The sequence below is a fragment of the Pseudomonas saliphila genome (assembly GCF_008638345.1).
GTDB classification, from domain to species: domain Bacteria; phylum Pseudomonadota; class Gammaproteobacteria; order Pseudomonadales; family Pseudomonadaceae; genus Halopseudomonas; species Halopseudomonas saliphila.
Window position 1 is genome coordinate 416152 of record NZ_VTVA01000001.1, and the last position, 19768, is coordinate 435919.

Annotated in this window: 15 protein-coding genes; 8 read left to right on the forward strand and 7 right to left on the reverse strand. The window is 57.1% G+C overall.

What is annotated here, in order from left to right; all coding sequences use genetic code 11:
- The first annotated feature begins 281 nt into the window (after nucleotides 1-281).
- Entirely contained in the window at nucleotides 282-1997 is a 1716-nt protein-coding gene (locus FHK95_RS01985; RefSeq protein WP_150302898.1) for a GspE/PulE family protein, read from the forward strand.
- 186 nt (nucleotides 1998-2183) lie between these two features.
- On the opposite strand, the gene FHK95_RS01990 is transcribed toward FHK95_RS01985, so the two are convergent.
- Both FHK95_RS01990 and FHK95_RS01995 read right to left on the reverse strand, forming a co-directional pair.
- Nucleotides 2184-2483 carry a helix-turn-helix domain-containing protein gene (locus tag FHK95_RS01990; protein ID WP_150302899.1) on the reverse strand — a complete coding sequence of 100 codons (300 nt, stop codon included), beginning with the start codon at nucleotides 2481-2483 and terminating at the stop codon, nucleotides 2184-2186.
- On the reverse strand, nucleotides 2473-2790 hold the full coding sequence (locus tag FHK95_RS01995) for a transcriptional regulator (protein WP_150302900.1): 318 nt from the start codon (nucleotides 2788-2790) through the stop codon (nucleotides 2473-2475). Before FHK95_RS01995 ends, FHK95_RS01990 begins: the two co-directional genes overlap by 11 nt.
- A gap of 143 nt (nucleotides 2791-2933) precedes the next feature.
- Here FHK95_RS01995 and FHK95_RS02000 point away from each other — a divergent pair, with 143 nt between their 5' ends.
- Together FHK95_RS02000 and FHK95_RS02005 are read left to right on the forward strand one after the other, a co-directional pair.
- On the forward strand, nucleotides 2934-3302 hold the full coding sequence (locus tag FHK95_RS02000; protein WP_150302901.1) for a hypothetical protein: 369 nt from the start codon (nucleotides 2934-2936) through the stop codon (nucleotides 3300-3302).
- Nucleotides 3214-4455 carry an Hsp70 family protein gene (locus FHK95_RS02005; RefSeq protein WP_150302902.1) on the forward strand — a complete coding sequence of 414 codons (1242 nt, stop codon included), beginning with the start codon at nucleotides 3214-3216 and terminating at the stop codon, nucleotides 4453-4455. Before FHK95_RS02000 ends, FHK95_RS02005 begins: the two co-directional genes overlap by 89 nt.
- Before the next feature lie 172 nt (nucleotides 4456-4627).
- Here the strand turns inward: FHK95_RS02005 and FHK95_RS02010 are convergent, their stop codons facing one another.
- From FHK95_RS02010 to FHK95_RS02030, 5 genes are all read right to left on the reverse strand, one after another.
- Nucleotides 4628-5662, reverse strand: coding sequence for a hypothetical protein (locus FHK95_RS02010; protein WP_150302903.1), 1035 nt, complete (start codon nucleotides 5660-5662; stop codon nucleotides 4628-4630).
- Nucleotides 5663-6028: 366 nt separating this feature from the next.
- Nucleotides 6029-6943, reverse strand: a complete 915-nt coding sequence (locus FHK95_RS02015; protein WP_150302904.1) for a hypothetical protein — start codon at nucleotides 6941-6943, stop codon at nucleotides 6029-6031.
- 531 nt (nucleotides 6944-7474) lie between these two features.
- The gene (locus FHK95_RS02020; protein ID WP_150302905.1) at nucleotides 7475-8053 is read right to left on the reverse strand and encodes a CFI-box-CTERM domain-containing protein; all 579 of its coding nucleotides are present in this window, start codon (nucleotides 8051-8053) and stop codon (nucleotides 7475-7477) included.
- Between the two features lie 84 nt (nucleotides 8054-8137).
- Complete coding sequence (locus FHK95_RS02025; protein ID WP_150302906.1) at nucleotides 8138-8878, reverse strand: hypothetical protein; 741 nt, start codon at nucleotides 8876-8878, stop codon at nucleotides 8138-8140.
- 81 nt (nucleotides 8879-8959) lie between these two features.
- The gene (locus tag FHK95_RS02030; RefSeq protein WP_150302907.1) at nucleotides 8960-9316 is read right to left on the reverse strand and encodes a hypothetical protein; all 357 of its coding nucleotides are present in this window, start codon (nucleotides 9314-9316) and stop codon (nucleotides 8960-8962) included.
- A gap of 604 nt (nucleotides 9317-9920) precedes the next feature.
- Between FHK95_RS02030 and FHK95_RS02035 the strand changes: the two genes are divergently transcribed.
- From FHK95_RS02035 to FHK95_RS02055, 5 genes are all read left to right on the forward strand, one after another.
- Nucleotides 9921-12770 (forward strand): valine--tRNA ligase, encoded by a 2850-nt coding sequence (locus FHK95_RS02035; protein WP_150302908.1) that lies wholly within the window; start codon nucleotides 9921-9923, stop codon nucleotides 12768-12770.
- A gap of 114 nt (nucleotides 12771-12884) precedes the next feature.
- Nucleotides 12885-14714, forward strand: a complete 1830-nt coding sequence (locus FHK95_RS02040) for an SLC13 family permease (RefSeq protein WP_150302950.1) — start codon at nucleotides 12885-12887, stop codon at nucleotides 14712-14714.
- A gap of 90 nt (nucleotides 14715-14804) precedes the next feature.
- Entirely contained in the window at nucleotides 14805-15812 is a 1008-nt protein-coding gene (gene yejK / locus FHK95_RS02045) for a nucleoid-associated protein YejK (RefSeq protein WP_150302909.1), read from the forward strand.
- A gap of 102 nt (nucleotides 15813-15914) precedes the next feature.
- A complete protein-coding gene (locus FHK95_RS02050) occupies nucleotides 15915-17720 on the forward strand; it encodes a glycoside hydrolase family 15 protein (RefSeq protein WP_150302910.1) in 1806 nt (601 codons plus the stop codon).
- A gap of 58 nt (nucleotides 17721-17778) precedes the next feature.
- Nucleotides 17779-19728, forward strand: coding sequence for a RecQ family ATP-dependent DNA helicase (locus FHK95_RS02055; protein WP_150302911.1), 1950 nt, complete (start codon nucleotides 17779-17781; stop codon nucleotides 19726-19728).
- Nucleotides 19729-19768: the final 40 nt, after the last annotated feature.

Sequence of the window (19768 nt, forward strand, 5' to 3'; positions counted from 1 at the left end):
GCATACAATACCGGAGGAGACCGAATCACGGGATGCGCTGATATCCGGGGTGCCGTTCTGTTTATGGTGATTAGAAAGGTAGTGGTCAATGTTCATCTGACCCCGATTTCTCCGCGACAACACCTCATCGCCGCTGATCCAGATCAAGCCGCTTCTCGCCAGAACGCCGTAGAATCAAACTACCATCATGCAAACACCAGAGAAGCCTGCATGGGTATCCGGGAGCGCAGCCCATCGGCCTGGCTGCAATCTGCCAATCACTTTTCCCCTGTGGAGTCGCCATGTTGGTAACTGACAAGGCACAGCTCGCAACCTGCCTGAAGCGACACGGTTCGGAGCTGCCCGAGCAACGGCTCGGCGAGATCCTTCTGCAGCATAAGTTGATCACCTCCACGCAGCTGGATGCGGCCCTCACGCTGCAGCACGAGACACCCGAGTCCGGTCGGCTCGGAGCCATTCTGCTCTCGATGGGCATCATCCAGCCTGCACAGCTCCAGCAAGCGATTGCCGAACAGTTGAACGTGGCTGAGGTAGACCTGGATACCTTTGACTTCGACCTTGACCAATTGCGCAGCCTTCCCGAGCAGGTCGCCCGGGAGTGCAAGGTGATGCCGCTAATGGAGCACAACGACTTCCTCATCGTTGCCTGCGCCGACCCCACTCAGCACGAACTGCTGCACCTGCTCAGTTTCATTGCCGGCAAGCCGGTGGAGGCTGTCTACGCCGATGCCCGCTCGATCGAACGTGCCATCAACGAGCACTATGGCTCGGTTACAGTTGAAACCCTGCCAGAGGACGACAGAGACGATCCGGCATTGTCCCTGGAACAGATCAAGGCACTGGCTGAGCATAAACCCACAGTACGCTTTGTCGACAATCTGGTGGAAGACGCCATCAACCGTCGCGCCTCGGATATCCATCTGCGGCCCGGTGAAAAGGATGTGGTGGTACAGCTGCGCATCGACGGCCTGTTGCAGGATGTGCGGCACATCAAGCGCTCCACCCTGCCGGCCATCGTCAGCCGAATCAAGATCATCGGCGGCATGAACATAGCCGAACGGCGACTGCCACAGGATGGCCGCTACATGGTCAAAATCGCCGGACGCACCGTCGACCTGCGCCTGTCGATCATGCCGACGGTGCACGGCGAAAGCGTGGTGATGCGTATTCTGGATACCGGGCAAAGCCTGAGAAGCCTTGAGCAGCTGGGCTTCAGCGACACCGATGCCGCACGCTTTCTGCGGCTGGTCAGCCTCAACCAGGGCATAGTGTTGGTCACCGGTCCCACCGGTTGTGGCAAGAGCACCACCCTGTACGCCGCGATCAACGATATCCGCAAGAGCGGCGTGAACATCATCACCGTAGAAGATCCCGTGGAGTTCCAGATTGAAGGCATTCGCCAGATCCAGGTGAACGCCTCCATTGGCTACACCTTTTCCCGCGCCCTGCGCCACATATTGCGCCACGACCCAGACGTGATCATGGTCGGCGAGATTCGCGATCAGGAAACCGCCGTCATGGCCAGCGAAAGCGCGCTGACCGGGCACCTGGTACTCAGCACCCTGCATACCAACAGCGCGGCCAGCTCGGTGACGCGACTACTGGAAATCGGCATCCCTCCGTACCTGGTAAACGCCACTCTGACCGGGGTGCTCGCGCAACGCCTGGCGCGACGCAATTGCCCGCACTGTCTGGTCGATGAAGAGCTGCCTGACCACGTTCGTGAGAGCCTGGGCCTGAGCAGCGACGAACGCTTCAGCGTCGGCAAAGGCTGCGACCGGTGCGACAATCGCGGCTTTGCCGGGCGGATCGCCGTATACGAATTACTGGAAGTCACGCTAGGAGTGCGCCGCCTGATCAAGGCCAATGTCGCCGCCCAGGACATCGAAGAGCAGGCCCGCCGGGACGGCATGCGCCCGCTGACCGAAGGTGCCCTGGAACTAGCGCGCAAGGGCATCATCTCCCTGGCCGAGGTCTACCGGATACGGCTCGAGTAGTAGTCGACGACTGACAGGGCCGGTTGCAAACAGTGCGGATGAGATGCAGCCATACCAAAAACGACGCTCAGGAATTTGGGGTCAGATGAAGGTTTCTCGATTAATGTTCATCTGACCCCAATTTCATGACCCCAATTTCAAAGACCCCACTTTCGCCAATTCTGATTATTCGACGACGGCCGCCTGTTAACCCCTGAGTTCCAAATCTTCCCGGATGACCTCTGGGTGGCGAAACGCAATCTCGATTAGCGCTTTTGCCGGACCAGAGGGTTTACGTCGGCCCTGTTCCCATTCCTGCAACGTACGCGGAGAAATATGCAAGACTTCAGCAAACTCCTTTTGAGTCAGGCCAGTCTTGCCACGAGCCTCTGCTACCTCGTTTGGCTCCACACGCGTGATTCGCGCGACGTTGCCAGCTTTCATTTCTTTCACAGACTGTAGGAGCTTGTTGCCAAGCTCCTCACCGCTCAGAGTCTCATTGCTCATTTTCCAGCACCTCACGAATCGACTTCAGGATATGCGCGGGTATGTTTTCCTTAACGGCCTTTTTGTAGACCACCAACAACCAGATCTCACCATTGGCCAACCTGGTGAAGTAAATGACACGTACTCCACCACGCTTCCCTGAACCCGCTATCGACCAACGAACCTTTCTACACCCGCCGCTGCCTGGAATGGGATCGCCGATTTCCGGGTTGGCTGCCAGCCAGGCGAAGAATGCACTGCGCTCCTCCTCGCTCCAGATCGTTCGGGCATCCGCTTCGAATGTAGGGGTTTCGATGATCGTAAGCATGGGCCCAATATACGTCATTGACGGAGTTACGCAAGATGGATGGCTGGCTTTTCCTACCGCGCGATGGCATAAAGCTTTTTTTCCGCACCGAACCGTCCGTTTGGGCTGCGGTCACCGAACACCAGTACTGATGGGATGCGTAGATGCGAATTGGAATTGACTTTGGAACAAGCTATACGGCGGCAGCCGCTGCCGTCGAGGGCGCTATCGAGCACATTAGCTTCCATGGCGACAGCCAATTCCGCACGGTGGTGTTCATTCCCGAAACGCCTGTCGACATGAGCCAGTTCGATGAATCCGTTTACGAGCTGGAGGTCGCGAACATCGTCAGGAGTGAGAAGAGCAGCTATCGCGCCAGGTTGAAAGAATACGAGCAGAGGGCAAGTCAGATTCGAGTGACCTACCGAAAGCAGGCGCGCGACGGTGAGATCTCAGACGAAGCCGCACGCCGCACGCCGACAGACCGAAGTGGCGCTTTCGGCATTGAACCAGCCGGTGCTCCAGTCAGATGAAGCACTGAAAACCGCTGCGGTTGCAGCGATTCGCCGTCAGTGGGTCCAGGACCAAATCACAGCAGGCCGCGAGCGCTCGATAACAGTCGACGAATCGGCAGTATTCGGCGAAGAGGCTATAGAGGAATTCTTTGCATACGAAGCCGGCCGATTGATCCAGTCTCCGAAATCTCTTCTTGGGTACAAGTTGGGTGAGCCGCAACGCGTTGCAATCGTACGTATCGTGGCGAATGTATTGCGCCACGTCCGCCAGGCAGCGAGCACTCAACTAGGAGTCGAGGTGACTGAAGCTACGATCGGTCGCCCCGTCACGTTTCGAAGCTCAATGGGCGACGCCGGAAGCGAACAAGCCATTGGTTTGCTGCGCGAAGCAGCGACGCAAGCCGGCTTTGACGCGGTAGAGTTTCTAGCCGAGCCGGCAGCGGCGGCGATCAATTATCACGCCCAGTCGGCTGCTGCGCATGAGGTTGTCGTTGTAGATGTCGGGGGCGGTACCACCGACATCGCACTTGGCGTCATCGGCGGCGTCGCCAACGAGCCGCAAATCGAAGCGACCTGGGGAATGGGCAAAGGAGGCACCGATGTTGACCTGGGTCTTTCCCTGACGGCCGTGATGCCGAAATTCGGCAAGGACAATTGCCGCCTGCTTGCCCCGGTCTATGTCAACGCCGCAACGGTCAGCGATCTGAATCGGCAGCTGGATTTTCGCAAGACGCGACTGGACGGTGTACCAGAACCGTTTATGAGCCGCCTGCGTACCTTGCAGCGTAATGGCGTGGCCATTCGGCTTAATCAGGATGTCGAGCGACTCAAGATCGCACTGAGCACAGAAACCAAGGCGGCGGTGACGCTCGACTATATCGAGCCTGACCTGCGAGCTACTGCAGACCGTTCGCACCTCGAACAAGGGTACGAAGCCTTCCAACGTTCATTCTCTGACCTGTTGCGTCAAGTAAGCCAAGAGACGGCCAGCCGAAACCCCGTAGTGTTCCTCACCGGAGGCATGTCTCGCGCACCCTACATCGCTGAAGCAGTGCGCGAGCACTTCCCTGATAGCCAATTGGTCCATGGCGACGCATCCCTGGGTGTCGTGGGCGGCTTGGCCTTACACGCCGCCATGCAGCGCTCAGTGGTGGACCGGCCTTCCTCCTAGCTTCGACGCAATGAACAAAACGATTTGGGCGGGTTTCGAATGGCACCCAGCTCTGCTCGTTTCCTGAAGCGAGATCCACCTGAATTCGGGTATGAGGAAAGAAAGGGGACATGATGAACTGACCCCAATTTTTTTCGTCTCCTTTCTCCACTTAGCAACATTTTCTGTGAAGCTATCTGTTAACTTCGCTTACTGCCTGTACCACAGGCCTAGATAATATCTCGACCATGGATTTTTGATTCGAAAAATCATTTTCGCCACTCACCGCATATCCTGTTGATTGAGGTGAAAAAATACAACTAGCTGCTTGAAGTAATACAGCATCACGCACACCTTCATCGCCTGAAGCCTCAACTAAGGCACCATGGGTCATTAGCGCGTTTTGGCGATGTTTATTAACTATTGCATTGTGCTTATGGTTAAGGAAGTTTTTCGCAGAAAGAAACAGCATATATGCCATAACTGAGAAAATTAGGAACTTACTTATTGAGAGCTGTATTGCGTCGTAGGTTGTCTCAGGATTGAGAAATGGAATTTTATGTAAAAACAAGCTTATGACAGCAAACACGCCTAATCCAATTGCCAATTTGACTGCATAACCCTGCCAACGGTCAGCTTCGCCTGTGTGATGCTCATATTCAGCATTGAAGTGAGCTGCTTGTTTTGTAACGCCCTCTTCCGCTGCTACACGCCGAATTTCGTCAAGAACAATTTTTGCGTCTTTTTCATGTTTGGCGAGATCTCCTGATATTTTATTAGATTTGTCTTCAATTGCTTGAAGAGTCGCCCTTGCATCAGAGTCAAGCCGCTGAAAGTCAGCAGACCTATGCAGAGAATACGAAATATATTGATGGAGCGCTTGAAACGCAGGTGGATAGGCCCCTACTACCTGTTTAACAAGATTTGTTCTTGCAGTACCTGGATCTTGTTGCTCGGGACTAAACTCCATTATTTGCGTAAACAACTTGTAATGGTTGTTAGAATTGTCTCGAATTGGTGTGAGCACGTTGTCAGGGAAATCTTGTAGCGCTGTAACAGATAGCCGCTTGTATAAATCGATTAAGATTTGTGCTGGCTCAACGACCTCATTAAAGTTCAACCTGGCACCGAGATCCTCAACCCTTGGAAGACTAGCCACATCAAAGTTCTGAATTCTGCTTAGTGATTCCTTTGCTTCCTCATAAAGCTCTTCTTTTCCGACTATCATTTTCTTTCCTTAGGCAGGTAATCGATCTAATGTTAACGCCCGCAACAACGGAAGCTTAGGAGTGCCCGCGAGGAAGCACCCAGACTGCTTGCGCTTATTAATATTTTATATCGGGTGATTTCACCCAACTCACTTTAAAAACACATTTGGGTCAGATGAGCATTAATCTGAAACTTTCATACGACCCCAATTCACACATCCCTGGGTGTCGTGAACGGCTTGGCCTTGCACGCCGCCATACAGCGCTCAGTGGTGAACCGGCCTTCCTCCGAGTTAGCTTCGACTCAATGAGCAAAACGATTTGGGCAGGTTTCGTGGGAAAGAAAAGGTTTAATGTTCACCTGAGCCCAATTTCTTCCCTGCATATTAAGTTGATTTACGTAAGAGCGACCTGAGAAACACTGTAAATCCTAGAGCATCATCTTTCTGGTCAATAACAGCTAGGAGCGGTTCCAAATTATCAGCAGAGAGAAGCTTTTTGCCAGCAACCACTGCCAGCTCCGCCTGAGCCAGCGTCCCCTCGACAGTTCCAAGCCACTTGGCCCACTTGGCGAGCTCTTCATAGCTCATCTCATCAATATCCTTCTCTCGAAATAATTTGATATCGTTACCAAGACCTTTAACTAACAACACCCGAAGATCATTTTCCGGATAAAGAGCTTCAAGGCCCTGTATCTCTGCTAACGGCTCCTCTATGTAATACGGCTTCTCGATCGCACGCCCCTGTATCGTCGACAGCTCGTCAACCTCCTTATCTGTGGCAAGCCGTTGCGTCGTTATAAGACCATTCCGGGACTTCGCCATCGCCTGCATGCGTCTGACCACTCCCAGTGGACAACCTTGATTTAAATTCGTAAGCGCCTGAATATTTTTATAGATCCAATCTCCGCCGAGAGACCCTCTAATGTTATCGATCTTCTCATCAAGCTCTTTCAACCTGCTTGCGAATATCCAAAGCCTCTCCCGATTTTCTTTTTCTATAACATCACGGTCGAATTTTCTCGAAAGCGTTTCGAAGTCAACACCAAAGTACTTCTTTCCGCAGTCCTGGCCAATATTCGTTTCGTATCCATCTTCAGTAACAGCTATGTAGCCTTTCGCATGCGGGGTATGGCAGTTAGAGAGGCCGCATCTAATCCTATCTTTAAATTGGTAACTCCCTATGACGGACTTCATCTTCTTATCCTTAGGATCCAAATCCGCCATATATCCGGGCCTAGATGTAATATCTTCCCATGTAGCTACCGTGATGAGCCCTTTGTCTGTATTTAGAGTGATCAAGGTGGTTTCCCCTATTATTTATGCGTAACGACTAGATTTATGGCCGGCGCTTCGATATGCAGCCCCCCGGGCTTTCACGAAGACTAGCTAGCGCTTCGAGATTTTGCTGTCGACCTGAGCATCTGCCTCCAGCAGGGCTACCTCTTGTCTTTTGTCCCACCACGCCTCTACCGCTCCCTGAAAAATAGGAGTTGCAAGTAAGAAAACTAAGATAACAAAAGACTGCTATCCCTGTGCTACCGCCCAAAGGATGCCGGGGAGATTGGGGTCAGATGACGGTTTCCGATTAAAACTTTCGGTTAATGTTCATCTGACCCCAATTTCTGTTTCAGTAGTCGCAATAGGCGAGCGATTAAACTCATCCCGCATGCTTTTCTTTAATGACATAGCCCTATTTCCATAATTCATACGCGTTGATTTTTCTACCTAACGCCTTAGTTAAGTAGACTTGCATAGCGGAGCCAACAACATGGCAAGCTTTTTCCTGCCATACTGTTGGTGTAGCGAAGCAAGTTCGGCTTTAACGAATTGTTAGACAGAACTTTTGAGTCGCTGCGCGTGCCGGATGATTGGACGCAGCAATAATCTAACCAGCGCCCGGATGTTGTTGTGGCTGGAGATAAATCTTGCGATAGGCGGACTAACTGAATAGTAGGAGGATACAAAAAGCCTCCCATACGCAGATTTGCTCAAGATTTTGTCTCTCCACCAACGAAGGAGGTTAACCTCTATCGCTAGCGGCGTACCAAATGCAGCGGTTGCCACTACGCATTGTGACGTCTTGATGGCGTTGAGATTGTTTTGAATGTCTATGTCACGCGGACTCAACTGCGCCGCTCTCTCTAACAACGGAATTGCAGCCTCCTTATTTCCGTTCCCTTCCCACAGGAGTAGAGCTTTCAGGTTGAGGTAAATGGCGCTGTCCGGAACAAGCTCGATTGACCGGTCTATGTACTGCAGTGCCAAGTCGATGTTTGCAGGCGCCGCACCCGTTATGGATGAATTGGACCCGTAGACCTGCTTGTTGGCCTGTAACTCATGCAGGATAAACATTGCTTTGAGCTGGTACTGCTCGGCCTCTGTGAACTTTTCAATATCTGTTTGTTCCACTTCGCCTCCTAGTGGTGATTGGTGTGCCGTCTAACGCTTGAATTGAGCCACGCAGCGAAGAGGCGTCGGCTGTTAGGTCTCACTTCATAACCCTTCTGCAAACTTTCTTGGGGTGAGGCTGAAAGAGTCGGCGACTGTGATACACAGGCGCTTATCTATGGTGTTCATGAAGAAAACTCTGCTAGAAAACTTGCCAAGATACACCCAATCTCGAGCGCCTTCAGGCTCACAGAGGTTCTTGTTTTCAAGGAAGAATGTGTTCGCAGCACCATTGAAGATGGCCTTCCCGTCTGAGTAACCGGCGGCGACAGTGCCGGCGAGTTGCATGAGGATCAGTGCACTGGAGCAGATGAGAGCGCTCTTTTCGTGCTTGAAGATTCGATAAGTGAAGCAACAACCAGCAAAAAATAGCGCTGCAGCGAGCGCTAGGACGCTATTTTCGTCCTCGTAGTGAAAATCACTTCGAATGAATCTGGATATAGCCTGATAGTAGGCAATCCCGAAGGCGATTGAATATAGGAGGATCAGGTAAGCAGATAGATTTTTGAGGAGCTCCGAATCTGTATGATCCGACTGACTAAACAAGACGAGCGAGAAAAGCAAAGGGGCCGATATGAGTATTAGTAATCGATCAAGCGGAGCGCTTATGTAGTCGATGGAAGATGCATATGGGAAAACATCGAAACCGAATACTCTCCAGTAGCCGAATATGTATGCGGAACCCAAGAGCATCGCGTAAGCGTATATCAGCACGCCAAGGCCCAACTTGTCGGTGACAAAGGATATGCTCGATGAGTTCAAAGCACTGTGCGACGGCTTTTGCATGTGAGACCTAACGATGAAGCTAAGGGGCCGCGGCACGCGGTCCCAGCGAATGAAATGAGCGATTTCAGCGCCTTGTTAGCCTTACCAGCTTCTTGGCACAATTGATGTCGTGTCCGTAGTAATTTTCCAGTTCGCAAGTTTTTCTGACGAAAAACTTAAGTACAAGGTCCTTCCCACATAATCTGGGCCGCCAACTGAAACCCACTGTTGATACGCAATTACTTCATGCTCCGAGCTCGCTTCAACAGCTTCATATCCATAATTAAATAGAGATATCGTTTCTTTTTTGGACATTCCAATAATCAATTCGCTGATTGGAAAGGCAGCGTAGTTTTGATCGTATTTATTAAAATCGGCTACGGCCCAGCTTGATCCTGGGGGATTCGAGGCGCACCCTGAAAGTGCCATAAAAACTATTGGTATAGCTAAATATTTCATAATACCTCTGTGGGCTAACAGTGATCATATGGAATTCCCGATATGGAATATTCGTTACTTCCCGATAACGACACAAACCAAACCGGCCCATCCGCCAAAGCCTAAACCTTCTTCAAATCAACAACTTAACGATGGCGCTGCAGACGACCACGTAATCGCGTGAATTCCGCATTTGTCGATTTCCAGACCCCTGTCTCCACCACGCCCCACCAACCACGCTACCGCCCGACCCTCATTTGGCAGGCAAGCCGGTACGCTATCAATTCGGGTATGGAAGGTAGGCTGTCCTTGCCCCTTGGGCGGGAACTGCTGCAATCCATTGCCGAACCAGCAACATAGCGCAGGGGAGTGGCGCTTGGCCATAGCTTGAGAGCCGCGAGGCTGAATCCAAGGGCTATAAGGGGCGCGACGCGCACTGCGTCAGCGACTAATGATGCCTCCCCCGCCCCACCTCGTTATAATGCCCGTTTTGCGCCAACCGCCCATGGCATCCGCTGGTTTCTGCGCTTGCGCCCCTTCATTCACAGGGCGACCTGCAGGCTATGCGTGGCATGCTGTGGTACCGCGTTAAAGTCGCCAGCCATCACCGGACAGCCAAACACCCATGGAAAAAACCTACCAGCCGCACGCCATCGAATCTTCCTGGTACCAGACCTGGGAGCAGAACAATTACTTTGCTCCGCAGGGCTCCGGCGAGTCGTACACCATCGCGCTGCCGCCGCCGAACGTGACCGGCAGCCTGCACATGGGCCACGGGTTCAATAACGCGATCATGGATGCGCTGATCCGCTTCCGCCGGATGCAGGGCCGCAATACGCTGTGGCAGCCGGGCACGGATCACGCAGGTATCGCGACGCAGATGGTGGTTGAGCGCCAGCTCGCCGCTCAGGGTCAGTCCCGTCATGATCTGGGCCGCGACAAGTTTCTGGAAAAGGTCTGGGAATGGAAGGAAGAGTCCGGCGGCAACATTACTCGTCAGATTCGCCGGCTCGGCAGTTCGGTGGATTGGAGCCGTGAGCGCTTCACCATGGATGAAGGCATGTCCGAGGCGGTTCAGGAAGCCTTTGTGCGTCTGCATGAAGACGGCCTGATCTACCGCGGCAAGCGTCTGGTGAACTGGGATCCCAAGCTGCACACCGCGATTTCCGATCTTGAAGTGGAGAACCACGACGAGACCGGTTCGCTGTGGAATCTGCGTTACCCCCTGGCGGATGGCGCGACCACGGCCGAGGGCAAGAATTATCTGATCGTTGCCACCACGCGTCCGGAGACCATGCTGGGCGATACGGCGGTCGCGGTGAACCCGGATGACGAGCGTTATCAGGCGCTGATCGGCAAGTTTGTCGAGCTGCCTTTAGTGGGCCGGCGCATTCCGATTGTGGCCGACGACTATTGCGACCCCGAGTTCGGTACCGGTTGCGTGAAGATCACCCCGGCCCATGACTTCAATGACTATGAAGTCGGCAAGCGCCACAAGATGCCGCTGATCAACATTCTGGACAAGGACGCAGCGGTATTGGCCCGCGCCCAGGTGTTCAACATCGATGGCAGCGTCAATGACGAAGTGGATGCCACCCTGCCCGCCGCCTATGCCGGGCTGGATCGCTTCGAGGCGCGCAAGCGTATCGTCGAGGACTTCGACGCCGCCGGCCTGCTGGAGAAGATCGAGCCCCACGCACTCAAGGTGCCCAAGGGCGACCGCTCCGGCGTGATTATCGAGCCCTGGCTCACCGATCAGTGGTACGTGTCCACCAAGCCGCTGGCCGAGCCGGCAATTGCGGCGGTCGAGGACGGTCGCATCCAGTTCGTACCCAAGCAGTACGAGAACATGTACTTCAGCTGGATGCGCGACATTCAGGATTGGTGTATCTCCCGCCAGCTGTGGTGGGGCCACCGCATTCCGGCCTGGTATGACGAAGCCGGCAAGGTGTACGTGGGCCGCGATGAGGCGGAAGTGCGCGCCAAGTACAACCTGGGTGACGCCACGCTGCGCCAGGACGAAGACGTGCTGGATACCTGGTTCAGTTCCGGCCTGTGGACCTTCTCAACCCTCGGCTGGCCCGAGCAGACCCAGGCGCTGAAGACCTTTCACCCCACCGATGTGCTGGTCACCGGTTTTGACATCATCTTCTTCTGGGTCGCGCGGATGATCATGATGACCATGCATCTGATGAAGCATGACGACGGCCGCGCGCAGATCCCGTTCAAGACGGTGTATGTGCATGGCCTGGTGCGTGATAGCCAGGGCCAGAAGATGTCCAAGTCCAAGGGCAACGTGCTGGACCCGCTGGATATCATCGACGGTATCGACCTTGAATCGCTGGTGACCAAGCGCACCAGCGGCATGATGCAGCCCAAGCTGGCGGCCAAGATCGAGAAGCAGACCCGCGCCGAATTCCCCGAGGGCATCGCGCCCTACGGTACTGACGCGCTGCGCTTCACCAACCTGTCGCTGGCCTCCACCGGCCGTGACGTGAAGTTCGACATGGGCCGGGTCGAGGGCTATCGCAACTTCTGTAACAAGATCTGGAACGCCGCGCGTTACGTGATGATGCAGTGCGAGGAAAACGATACCGGCGTCAACGGTGAGCCGGTTGAGCTGACGCTGGCCGACCGTTGGATTATCTCCCAGCTACAGCGCACCGAAGCCGAAGTGACCCGTCATCTGGATCAGTTCCGTTTCGACATGGCCGCGACCGCCTTGTACGAGTTCATCTGGAACCAGTACTGCGACTGGTATCTGGAGCTGTCCAAGCCGGTACTGTGGGACGAGAACGCGCCGGCCGAGCGCCAGCGTGGCACGCGCCGCACCCTGGTCCGCGTGCTGGAAGCGGCGCTGCGCCTGTCGCACCCCTTCATGCCCTTTATTACTGAAGAAATCTGGCAGCGTATTGCGCCGCTAGCTGGCAAGAAAGGCCCGACCATCATGCTGCAGCCCTGGCCGCAGAGTGATGACAGCCGCATTGATACGGTCGCCGAAAGCGATATCGAATGGCTCAAGGGTCTGATCATTGGCGTGCGTAACATCCGCGCGGAAATGAACATCGGCCCCGGCAAGCCGCTCGAGCTGCTGCTGCGCAAGGCCAACAGTGAAGACCAGCGCCGTCTGGGCGAGAACGAAGCCTTCCTGAAAAAGCTGGCGAAGCTGTCGTCTATTACCGTGCTTGGCGAGTCCGACGAAGCGCCACTGTCGGCGACTGCACTGGTCGGCGAGCTGGAAGTGCTGGTGCCCATGGCCGGGCTGATCGACAAGACCGCCGAACTGGCGCGCCTGGACAAGGAAATCGGCCGACTCGAAGGCGAGGTCAAGCGCGTTGCCGGCAAGCTGGGTAATGCCGGCTTTGTCGACAAGGCACCCGCAGCGGTGATCGACAAGGAGCGCGCCAAGCTGGCCGAGGCCGAACAGGCCCTGACCCAGCTCAGCGAGCAACGCACGCACATCGCCAGCCTGTAATTGCCCGATACCCACCTGGCCACACCAGGTGGGTTTGCTGCGCGCGTGTGAGCCAGCAACATTCGGTGGGCTGCCATTCATCTAGCGCAACGGCCTGGACGGATAATGACGAGCCTGAACAGTGATCTGATACTGGTTGTATCGCTACTGCTGATCAGCATGGTGTTGTTCGTACGCAACAAGCCGCGCATGGATGTCGTGGCCCTGCTGGTAATCGTCGCCCTGCCGCTGAGCGGCATTCTCACTATCAACGAAGCTATCGCCGGGTTCAGCGACCCTAGCGTGTTGCTGATCGCGGCGCTGTTCGTGATTGGTGATGGATTGGTGCGCACCGGCATCGCCTACCAGCTGGGTGACTGGCTGGTGCACCAGGCCGGCAAGAGCGAAACGCGGCTGATCGTGTTGCTGATGCTGACCGTTGCCGGGCTCGGTTCGGTGATGAGCTCCACTGGCGTGGTCGCCATCTTCATTCCTGTGGTGCTCAGCGTCGCGGTGCGCATGGGCATCCCTCCATCGCGATTGATGATGCCGCTCAGCTTTGCCGGCCTGATGAGCGGCATGCTGACGCTGGTCGCCACGCCTCCGAATATGGTGGTCAACAGCGAACTGGTGCGCACCGGTCTGCCGGGGTTTTCCTTCTTCAGCTTCACGCCCATTGGCCTGGTGATACTCTCCACCGGCGTGCTCTATATGCTGGTGGCACGGCGCTGGCTGGGTGGCCGGGCGGCGGAGCAGGATGAGCGCGAACCTCGCCACAGCCTGGCCGATCTGGCCAAATCCTATCGTCTGACCGAGCGCGAACGCCGTCTGCGCGTGCGCCCCGGTTCACCGCTGGCGAACAAGCAGCTGGTGGAGATGGAGCTGCGCCAGGACTACGGCATCAACGTGATTGCCATCGAGCGCCAGCGACGGTTCCGTACCCTTCTGGAGCTGGCCAACGGCAAGACCTTATTGCAGCCCGGCGATGTATTGCTGGTCGATCTGGCCAGCCCGGCCATTGCGCTGCTTGGTGCCTATGACGAACTCGGGCTGGAGCCGCTGCCGCTGGAAACCTCCTACTACAGTCTGTATTCGCATCAGATGGGCCTGGCTGAGGTGGCATTGCCGCCGGATTCGCGCCTGCCCGGCCAGACCATTCAGGAACTGGCGTTTCGCAGCCGCTTCAGGCTCAACGTGGTCGGCCTGCGCCGCCATGGTGCGGCGTTGCCGGGTTTGCTGGTGGATGAAAAGCTCAAGGCCGCAGATACGCTGCTGGTTGCCGGCGACTGGCGGGACATCAATCGCCTGCATGGGCTGAGCCGGGATTTTCTGCCGCTGAGCGTGCCGGCGGAAATCGACGAGATTGCCCCGGCGGCGCGCAAGGCACCCTATGCCCTGTTCAGCCTGGCGGTGATGATTGCATTGATGGTCAGCGGGCTCGTGCCCAATCTGCTCGCGGCCCTAATCGGTTGTTTGCTGATGGGCGTGTTTCGTTGCATCTCCATGGATTCGGCCTACCGGGCGATTCACTGGCCAAGCCTGCTGTTGATTGTCGGCATGTTGCCCTTTGCCCTGGCCCTGCAGAAAACCGGCGGTATTGATCTGGCGGTGAGCACCTTGCTGCACCTGTTTGGCGATGCCGGGCCGCGGGCGCTGCTGGCCACGCTGTTCATCTGTACCGCGATCACCGGCTCCTTTATTTCCAACACGGCGACCGCGGTGCTGATGGCGCCGATTGCGATTGCCACGGCGCAGGCCATGGATGCCTCGCCCTATCCCTTTGCCATGATCGTTGCGCTGGCGGCCTCGGCGGCGTTCATGACGCCCGTTGCCTCACCGGTGAACACGCTGGTGCTGGATCCGGGGCGCTATCGTTTTACCGATTTTGTGCGCATCGGCGTACCCTTCACCGTGCTGGTCCTGGTGATCAGTGTGACACTGGTGCCCTGGCTGTTTCCCCTATAATGCGCGCACATCGCATCCGGTTTACGCCACGCGGCAACTGGGTTACCTTGCCGGCCTGCGCCACCTTCCCTTGAGTTTGCGGATACCACCATGCCCATCGACAACAGCATTGTTCATCAGATACACAAGAAGCCCGACGGACAGCCAGCCAGCCTCACGCTGCGTGATGCCGAACTGGCCAGCTCCGAGGCGCTGGAACAACTGCTGGCCGGTCTGATCGAGGCCTATAACAGCAAGCCGAACAAGGCCTGGGGTTACTTCCAGCCGGAGAGTGGTGCCTACCCGTTCAGCGGCTGGTTGCAGCAACTGCTGGATGAGGAGCAGGATTTCCTGCGCTTCTCGACCCAGGCCACCGAGCATCTGAAGACGCTGATGGAGGGCTCCAATCTGGCCCTCGGCGGGCATGTGCTGTTTATCCGCTACCGCCAGGGCATGACGGCCTTTCTGGTCATCGCCCTGCTGCACCATACCGAGGGCGTGACCGTGACCGACGACCTGAACGTGGCGGCGGCGCGGCATCTGGATCTGTCCCGGCTGAACATGGCGGCGCGGATCAACCTGACCGAGTGGAAACAGAACGCCAGTTCCAAGCAATACATTTCCTTCATTCGCGGTCGCAGCGGCAAGCGCGTGTCGGATTACTTCCGCGACTTCGTTGGCTGTGTCGAAGGCGCCAATCCCGAGCAGGAAACCACTACCCTGCTGCAGGCGTTTCAGGATTACGTAGGCGAAGCGGACATGCCCGCCGATGAGCTCAAGGGCAAGACCAAGGCCATGAGCGGTTACGTCAGCGGCCAGGCGCGCCAGGGTGAACAGGTCGCGCTGGAGGAATTGTCCGGCGTGATCGACGAGGAACAACCCCGCGCCTTCTACGATTACATCCGCAACAAGGATTACGGCCTGAACGCCGAGATCCCTCCGGACAAACGCACCCTGACCAACTTCATGCGCTACTACGGCAAGGCCGATGGCATGTCGATCAGCTTCGAGGCCCACCTGCTGGGCGAGCGCGTCGAGTATGACGAGACCGGTGATTCGCTGGTGATCAAGCATCCGCCCAAGGGGCTGATCGAACAGCTGAAAAAGAAGAAGCGCTAAGCGATTCGGCACAGGCGTTATCGGAACTTCAGTCAAAATCCAGGGGTCGCTAGCTTAGAAGACGACCACGAGCGGTGAGTTGCCGCGACGCCTGGAGTACCAATGCCACAAGCCATCGAAGACTATGCATTGATCGGCGACCTGTGCACCGCCGCGTTAGTCAGCCGCACCGGCAGCATCGACTGGTTCTGCCCGCCCCGTTTCGATTCACCGGCCTGTTTTGCCGCGCTGCTGGGCACTCATGAGCATGGCCACTGGCGGTTGGCGCCCAGCGCCGAACCCACCGAGATCAAGCGCTACTATCAGCCGGACACTCTGGTGCTCTGCACCGAGATGAGCACAGCCGGCGGGCGTGTACGCATCACCGACTGCATGCCCTTCGATGACAACGTCACCATTCTGCGCCATGTCGAGGCGCTGGAAGGCTGCGTCGAGATGGAGATGTGCCTGCTGCCCCGCTTCGGCTATGGCAAGGATGCGGCGCGCATCGAGCAGCAGGACCACGGCGTCTGCCTGGTAGGCACAGAGCACCCGTTATGGTTGTTCACCGATGTGTCATATGAACTGCGCGACGACCGGGTCACCGCGGCGTTCACGCTGAACGCAGGTGAACACCGCCTGATGCAGCTCACGCACCTGAACGCGGACACCCAACCCGAGGGCGCACAGTGCAGCGAAGGCGCCATAGAGGACTGTGCTGGCTGGTGGCGCTCATGGGTGCGCCAGTGCAGCTATCGGGGTCGCTGGCGAGAGGCCGTGGTGCGCTCGCTGATTACCCTGAAGGCGCTGACCTATGCCCCCAGCGGCGGCATGGTCGCCGCGCCCACCTCGTCCCTGCCGGAATTGCCCGGTGGCGCAGCGAACTGGGATTACCGCTTCTGCTGGCTGCGCGACGCAGTGCTGGCAGTCGATACCTTTCTGGACTCGAACTTGTTTGACGAATCCCGTGCCTGGCATGACTGGCTGTTGCGTGCGATTAACGAAGGCAATGGAGACGTCGATGTTGACGTGCTCTACAGCATCACCGGTGAGCACCCCGAGCCCGAACAACAGCTGGACTGGTTGCCTGGCTGGCAGAATTCCAGGCCGGTGCGTATCGGCAACGCCGCCGCGGATCAGCATCAGCTGGACGTCTACGGTCTGCTGATGGATGTACTGCATATCGGCCGGCGCAGCGGGATGGAGACCACCTCACAGACCTGGGATTATCAGTGCAAGATCATGGACTTTCTGGTCGAGCAGTGGTGCGAGCCCGACGAAGGCATCTGGGAATTACGCGGGCAGCCGCAGCACTATACCCATTCCAAGGTGTATGCCTGGGTGGCCTTTGATCGCTCGATACGGGACGCCGAGGAGTTCGGCTTGAAGTCCCCGTTGGAGCTATGGCGCAACGTCCGCGATGAGATTCACGCGGATGTCTGCGAAAACGGGATAGAGCCTTCGCGCGGCGCCTTTCAGCAGACCTATGATAAAGCCCGCCCGGATGCCAGCCTGCTGATGATTCCCCTGCTGGGCTTCCTGCCCGCTGACGATGCGCGCGTTCAGGCCACGCTCGCCTGGATTGAAGAAACTCTCTGCAAGGACGGGCTGGTCTATCGGTTCCTGGATGAGGATGCCTTTGCCGGCAGCGAGGGCGCTTTCCCGACCTGCAGCTTCTGGCTGGCGGATGTGCTGACCATGAGCGGACGCACTGAGGAGGCCGAAGCGCTGTTTGAAAAACTGCTCGGTCTGCGCAATGACGTGGGCCTGCTGGCCGAGGAATACGACCCCGCATACGGCCTGCTCGGCAATTTCCCCCAGGCGCTATCGCACCTGGCGTTGATCAAGACGGCGTATCTGATTGATCGCGACGAGGACGCCCACCGCGGCGGACAGCCAGAGCGTCACTCTTACCGCCCGGTACCCTGATTCATTCAATGTGTGTCCATTGGCAGACAAGCGCTGTGGAAATCGCCACCATGGCGCGATGATCAAACAAACTCTGCTCGACACCTTCGGTTATGACCGCTTCCGCCCCGGCCAGGAGCCGGCCATCAATGCAGTGCTGGCCGGGCGCTCAGCCGCAGCCATTTTCCCGACCGGCTCGGGTAAATCGCTGTGCTATCAGTTGCCCGCTATCCACCTGCCGCACCTGACCCTGGTGGTGTCGCCCTTGCTGGCGCTGATGCAGGATCAGCTGGCGTTTCTGCACCGCCACGGCATCAGCGCGGCGAGCATCGACTCCTCGCAGGACCGCGAGGAAGCCAGCCGGGTCATGGCGCAGGCCAAAAGCGGCGAACTGAAGATTCTGATGATCTCGGTCGAACGGCTGAAGAACGAGCGGTTCCGTAACTTTATCCAGCAGGTGCCGATCTCCCTGCTGGTGGTGGACGAGGCGCACTGCATATCGGAATGGGGCCATAACTTCCGCCCGGATTACCTCAAGCTGCCCGCGTACCAGAAAGACTTCGGTATCCCGCAGACGCTGCTGCTGACCGCCACGGCCACGCCGCCGGTCATCGCCGATATGCAGCGCAAGTTCGGCATTGCCGAGGCGGACGTAATCACCACTGGCTTCTATCGGCCCAACCTGAATCTGCTGGTCGAGCCGGTTGCCGGGGCAGACAAACGCCGGCGTCTGGTCGAATGGCTCGGCGCCCGCAGCGCCGAGCCGGGCATTGTCTACGTCACCCAGCAACAAACCGCCGAAGACGTCGCCGGCTATCTCAGCCAGCATGGCATCCAGGCAGCGGCCTACCATGCCGGCATGGACCATGAGCGACGCGAGCGCATCCAGCGCGACTTCATGGGCGGCGCTATCAACTGCATTGTTGCGACCATCGCCTTCGGCATGGGCATCGACAAGAGCGATATCCGCTTCGTGGTGCATTTTGACTTGCCCAAATCCATCGAGAACTACAGCCAGGAAATTGGGCGCGCAGGCCGCGATGGCAACCCCTCGGACTGCTTGGTGCTGGCCAACCGCGACAGCCTGAACGTGCTGGAAAACTTTGTGTATGGCGACACGCCCGAGCGCGCCGGCATCCGCTGCGTGCTGGATGAACTGCAGCGCGATTCCCCAGGCGGGCAGTGGGAGCTGATGCTCAACGCGCTCTCCACGCGCAGCAATATCCGCCAGCTGCCGCTGAAGACGCTGCTGGTACAGCTGGAACTGCGCGGCATCATCGCGCCCCGCTACGCCTACTTTGCCGAATACCGTTTCAAGTTTCTGCTCGAACCCGAGCAGCTGGCGCAGCAGTTCAAAGGTGAGCGTAAGGAATTTGTCGAAGCGATCATCAGTACCTCACGGCGCGCGCGCACCTGGTGCACGGTGGACTTCGATGTGCTGTGGCAGCAGCACCGGGCCGACCGGGGCCGGGTGATCAAGGCGCTGGATTACTTTCAGGAGAAGAACTGGGTCGAGCTGGAAAGCAAGCAGATGACCGAGGTCTACGAGCTGCTGCAGCCGGAGTTCGACGCCGCCAGCCTGAGCGAAGTACTGCATGACTATTTCCATCGGCAGGAAGCCAGCGAGATCAACCGCATCCACGCCATGCTCGATCTGTTTGCCACCCAGGACTGCCTGAGCCGGCGGCTGGCGCTTTATTTTGGCGATGATCAGGTGCCCGAGCGTTGCGGCCATTGTTCGGTCTGTCATGGTCAGCCGGCCCAGCTGCCCGAGCCCCCGGCGCTAGCGCCACTGTCGCTGGAGCGCCTTCAGCAGCTCGGCGCAGCCTTTGTGGAACGCTATCGGGGCGACCAGCAGCATGCGCCCACCGCAGACTGTATGGCGCGTTTTCTGTGCGGTATCAGTGTGCCCCTGTTCACCCGACTCAAGGCCAGAAGCCTGCCCGGCTTTGCGGCGCTGGAAGCCTATCCCTACGCCAATGTCAGAGAGCTGGCGCAGGACAGCCTGGGTCCATCCAGCGCTCGCTGACGACAAACGCCAGAAGACGGGCGCGCTGCGCACGCCGTCG

Bases quoted from the DNA above. Each gene is read 5' to 3' on its own strand.
- FHK95_RS01985 (WP_150302898.1), top strand. From the start codon at position 282: ATGTTGGTAACTGACAAGGCACAGCTCGCAACCTGCCTGAAGCGACAC.
- FHK95_RS01990 (WP_150302899.1), bottom strand. From the start codon at position 2,483: ATGAGCAATGAGACTCTGAGCGGTGAGGAGCTTGGCAACAAGCTCCTA.
- FHK95_RS01995 (WP_150302900.1), bottom strand. From the start codon at position 2,790: ATGCTTACGATCATCGAAACCCCTACATTCGAAGCGGATGCCCGAACG.
- FHK95_RS02000 (WP_150302901.1), top strand. From the start codon at position 2,934: ATGCGAATTGGAATTGACTTTGGAACAAGCTATACGGCGGCAGCCGCT.
- FHK95_RS02010 (WP_150302903.1), bottom strand. From the start codon at position 5,662: ATGATAGTCGGAAAAGAAGAGCTTTATGAGGAAGCAAAGGAATCACTA.
- FHK95_RS02025 (WP_150302906.1), bottom strand. From the start codon at position 8,878: ATGCAAAAGCCGTCGCACAGTGCTTTGAACTCATCGAGCATATCCTTT.
- FHK95_RS02030 (WP_150302907.1), bottom strand. From the start codon at position 9,316: ATGAAATATTTAGCTATACCAATAGTTTTTATGGCACTTTCAGGGTGC.
- FHK95_RS02035 (WP_150302908.1), top strand. From the start codon at position 9,921: ATGGAAAAAACCTACCAGCCGCACGCCATCGAATCTTCCTGGTACCAG.
- yejK (WP_150302909.1), top strand. From the start codon at position 14,805: ATGCCCATCGACAACAGCATTGTTCATCAGATACACAAGAAGCCCGAC.
- FHK95_RS02050 (WP_150302910.1), top strand. From the start codon at position 15,915: ATGCCACAAGCCATCGAAGACTATGCATTGATCGGCGACCTGTGCACC.
- FHK95_RS02055 (WP_150302911.1), top strand. From the start codon at position 17,779: ATGATCAAACAAACTCTGCTCGACACCTTCGGTTATGACCGCTTCCGC.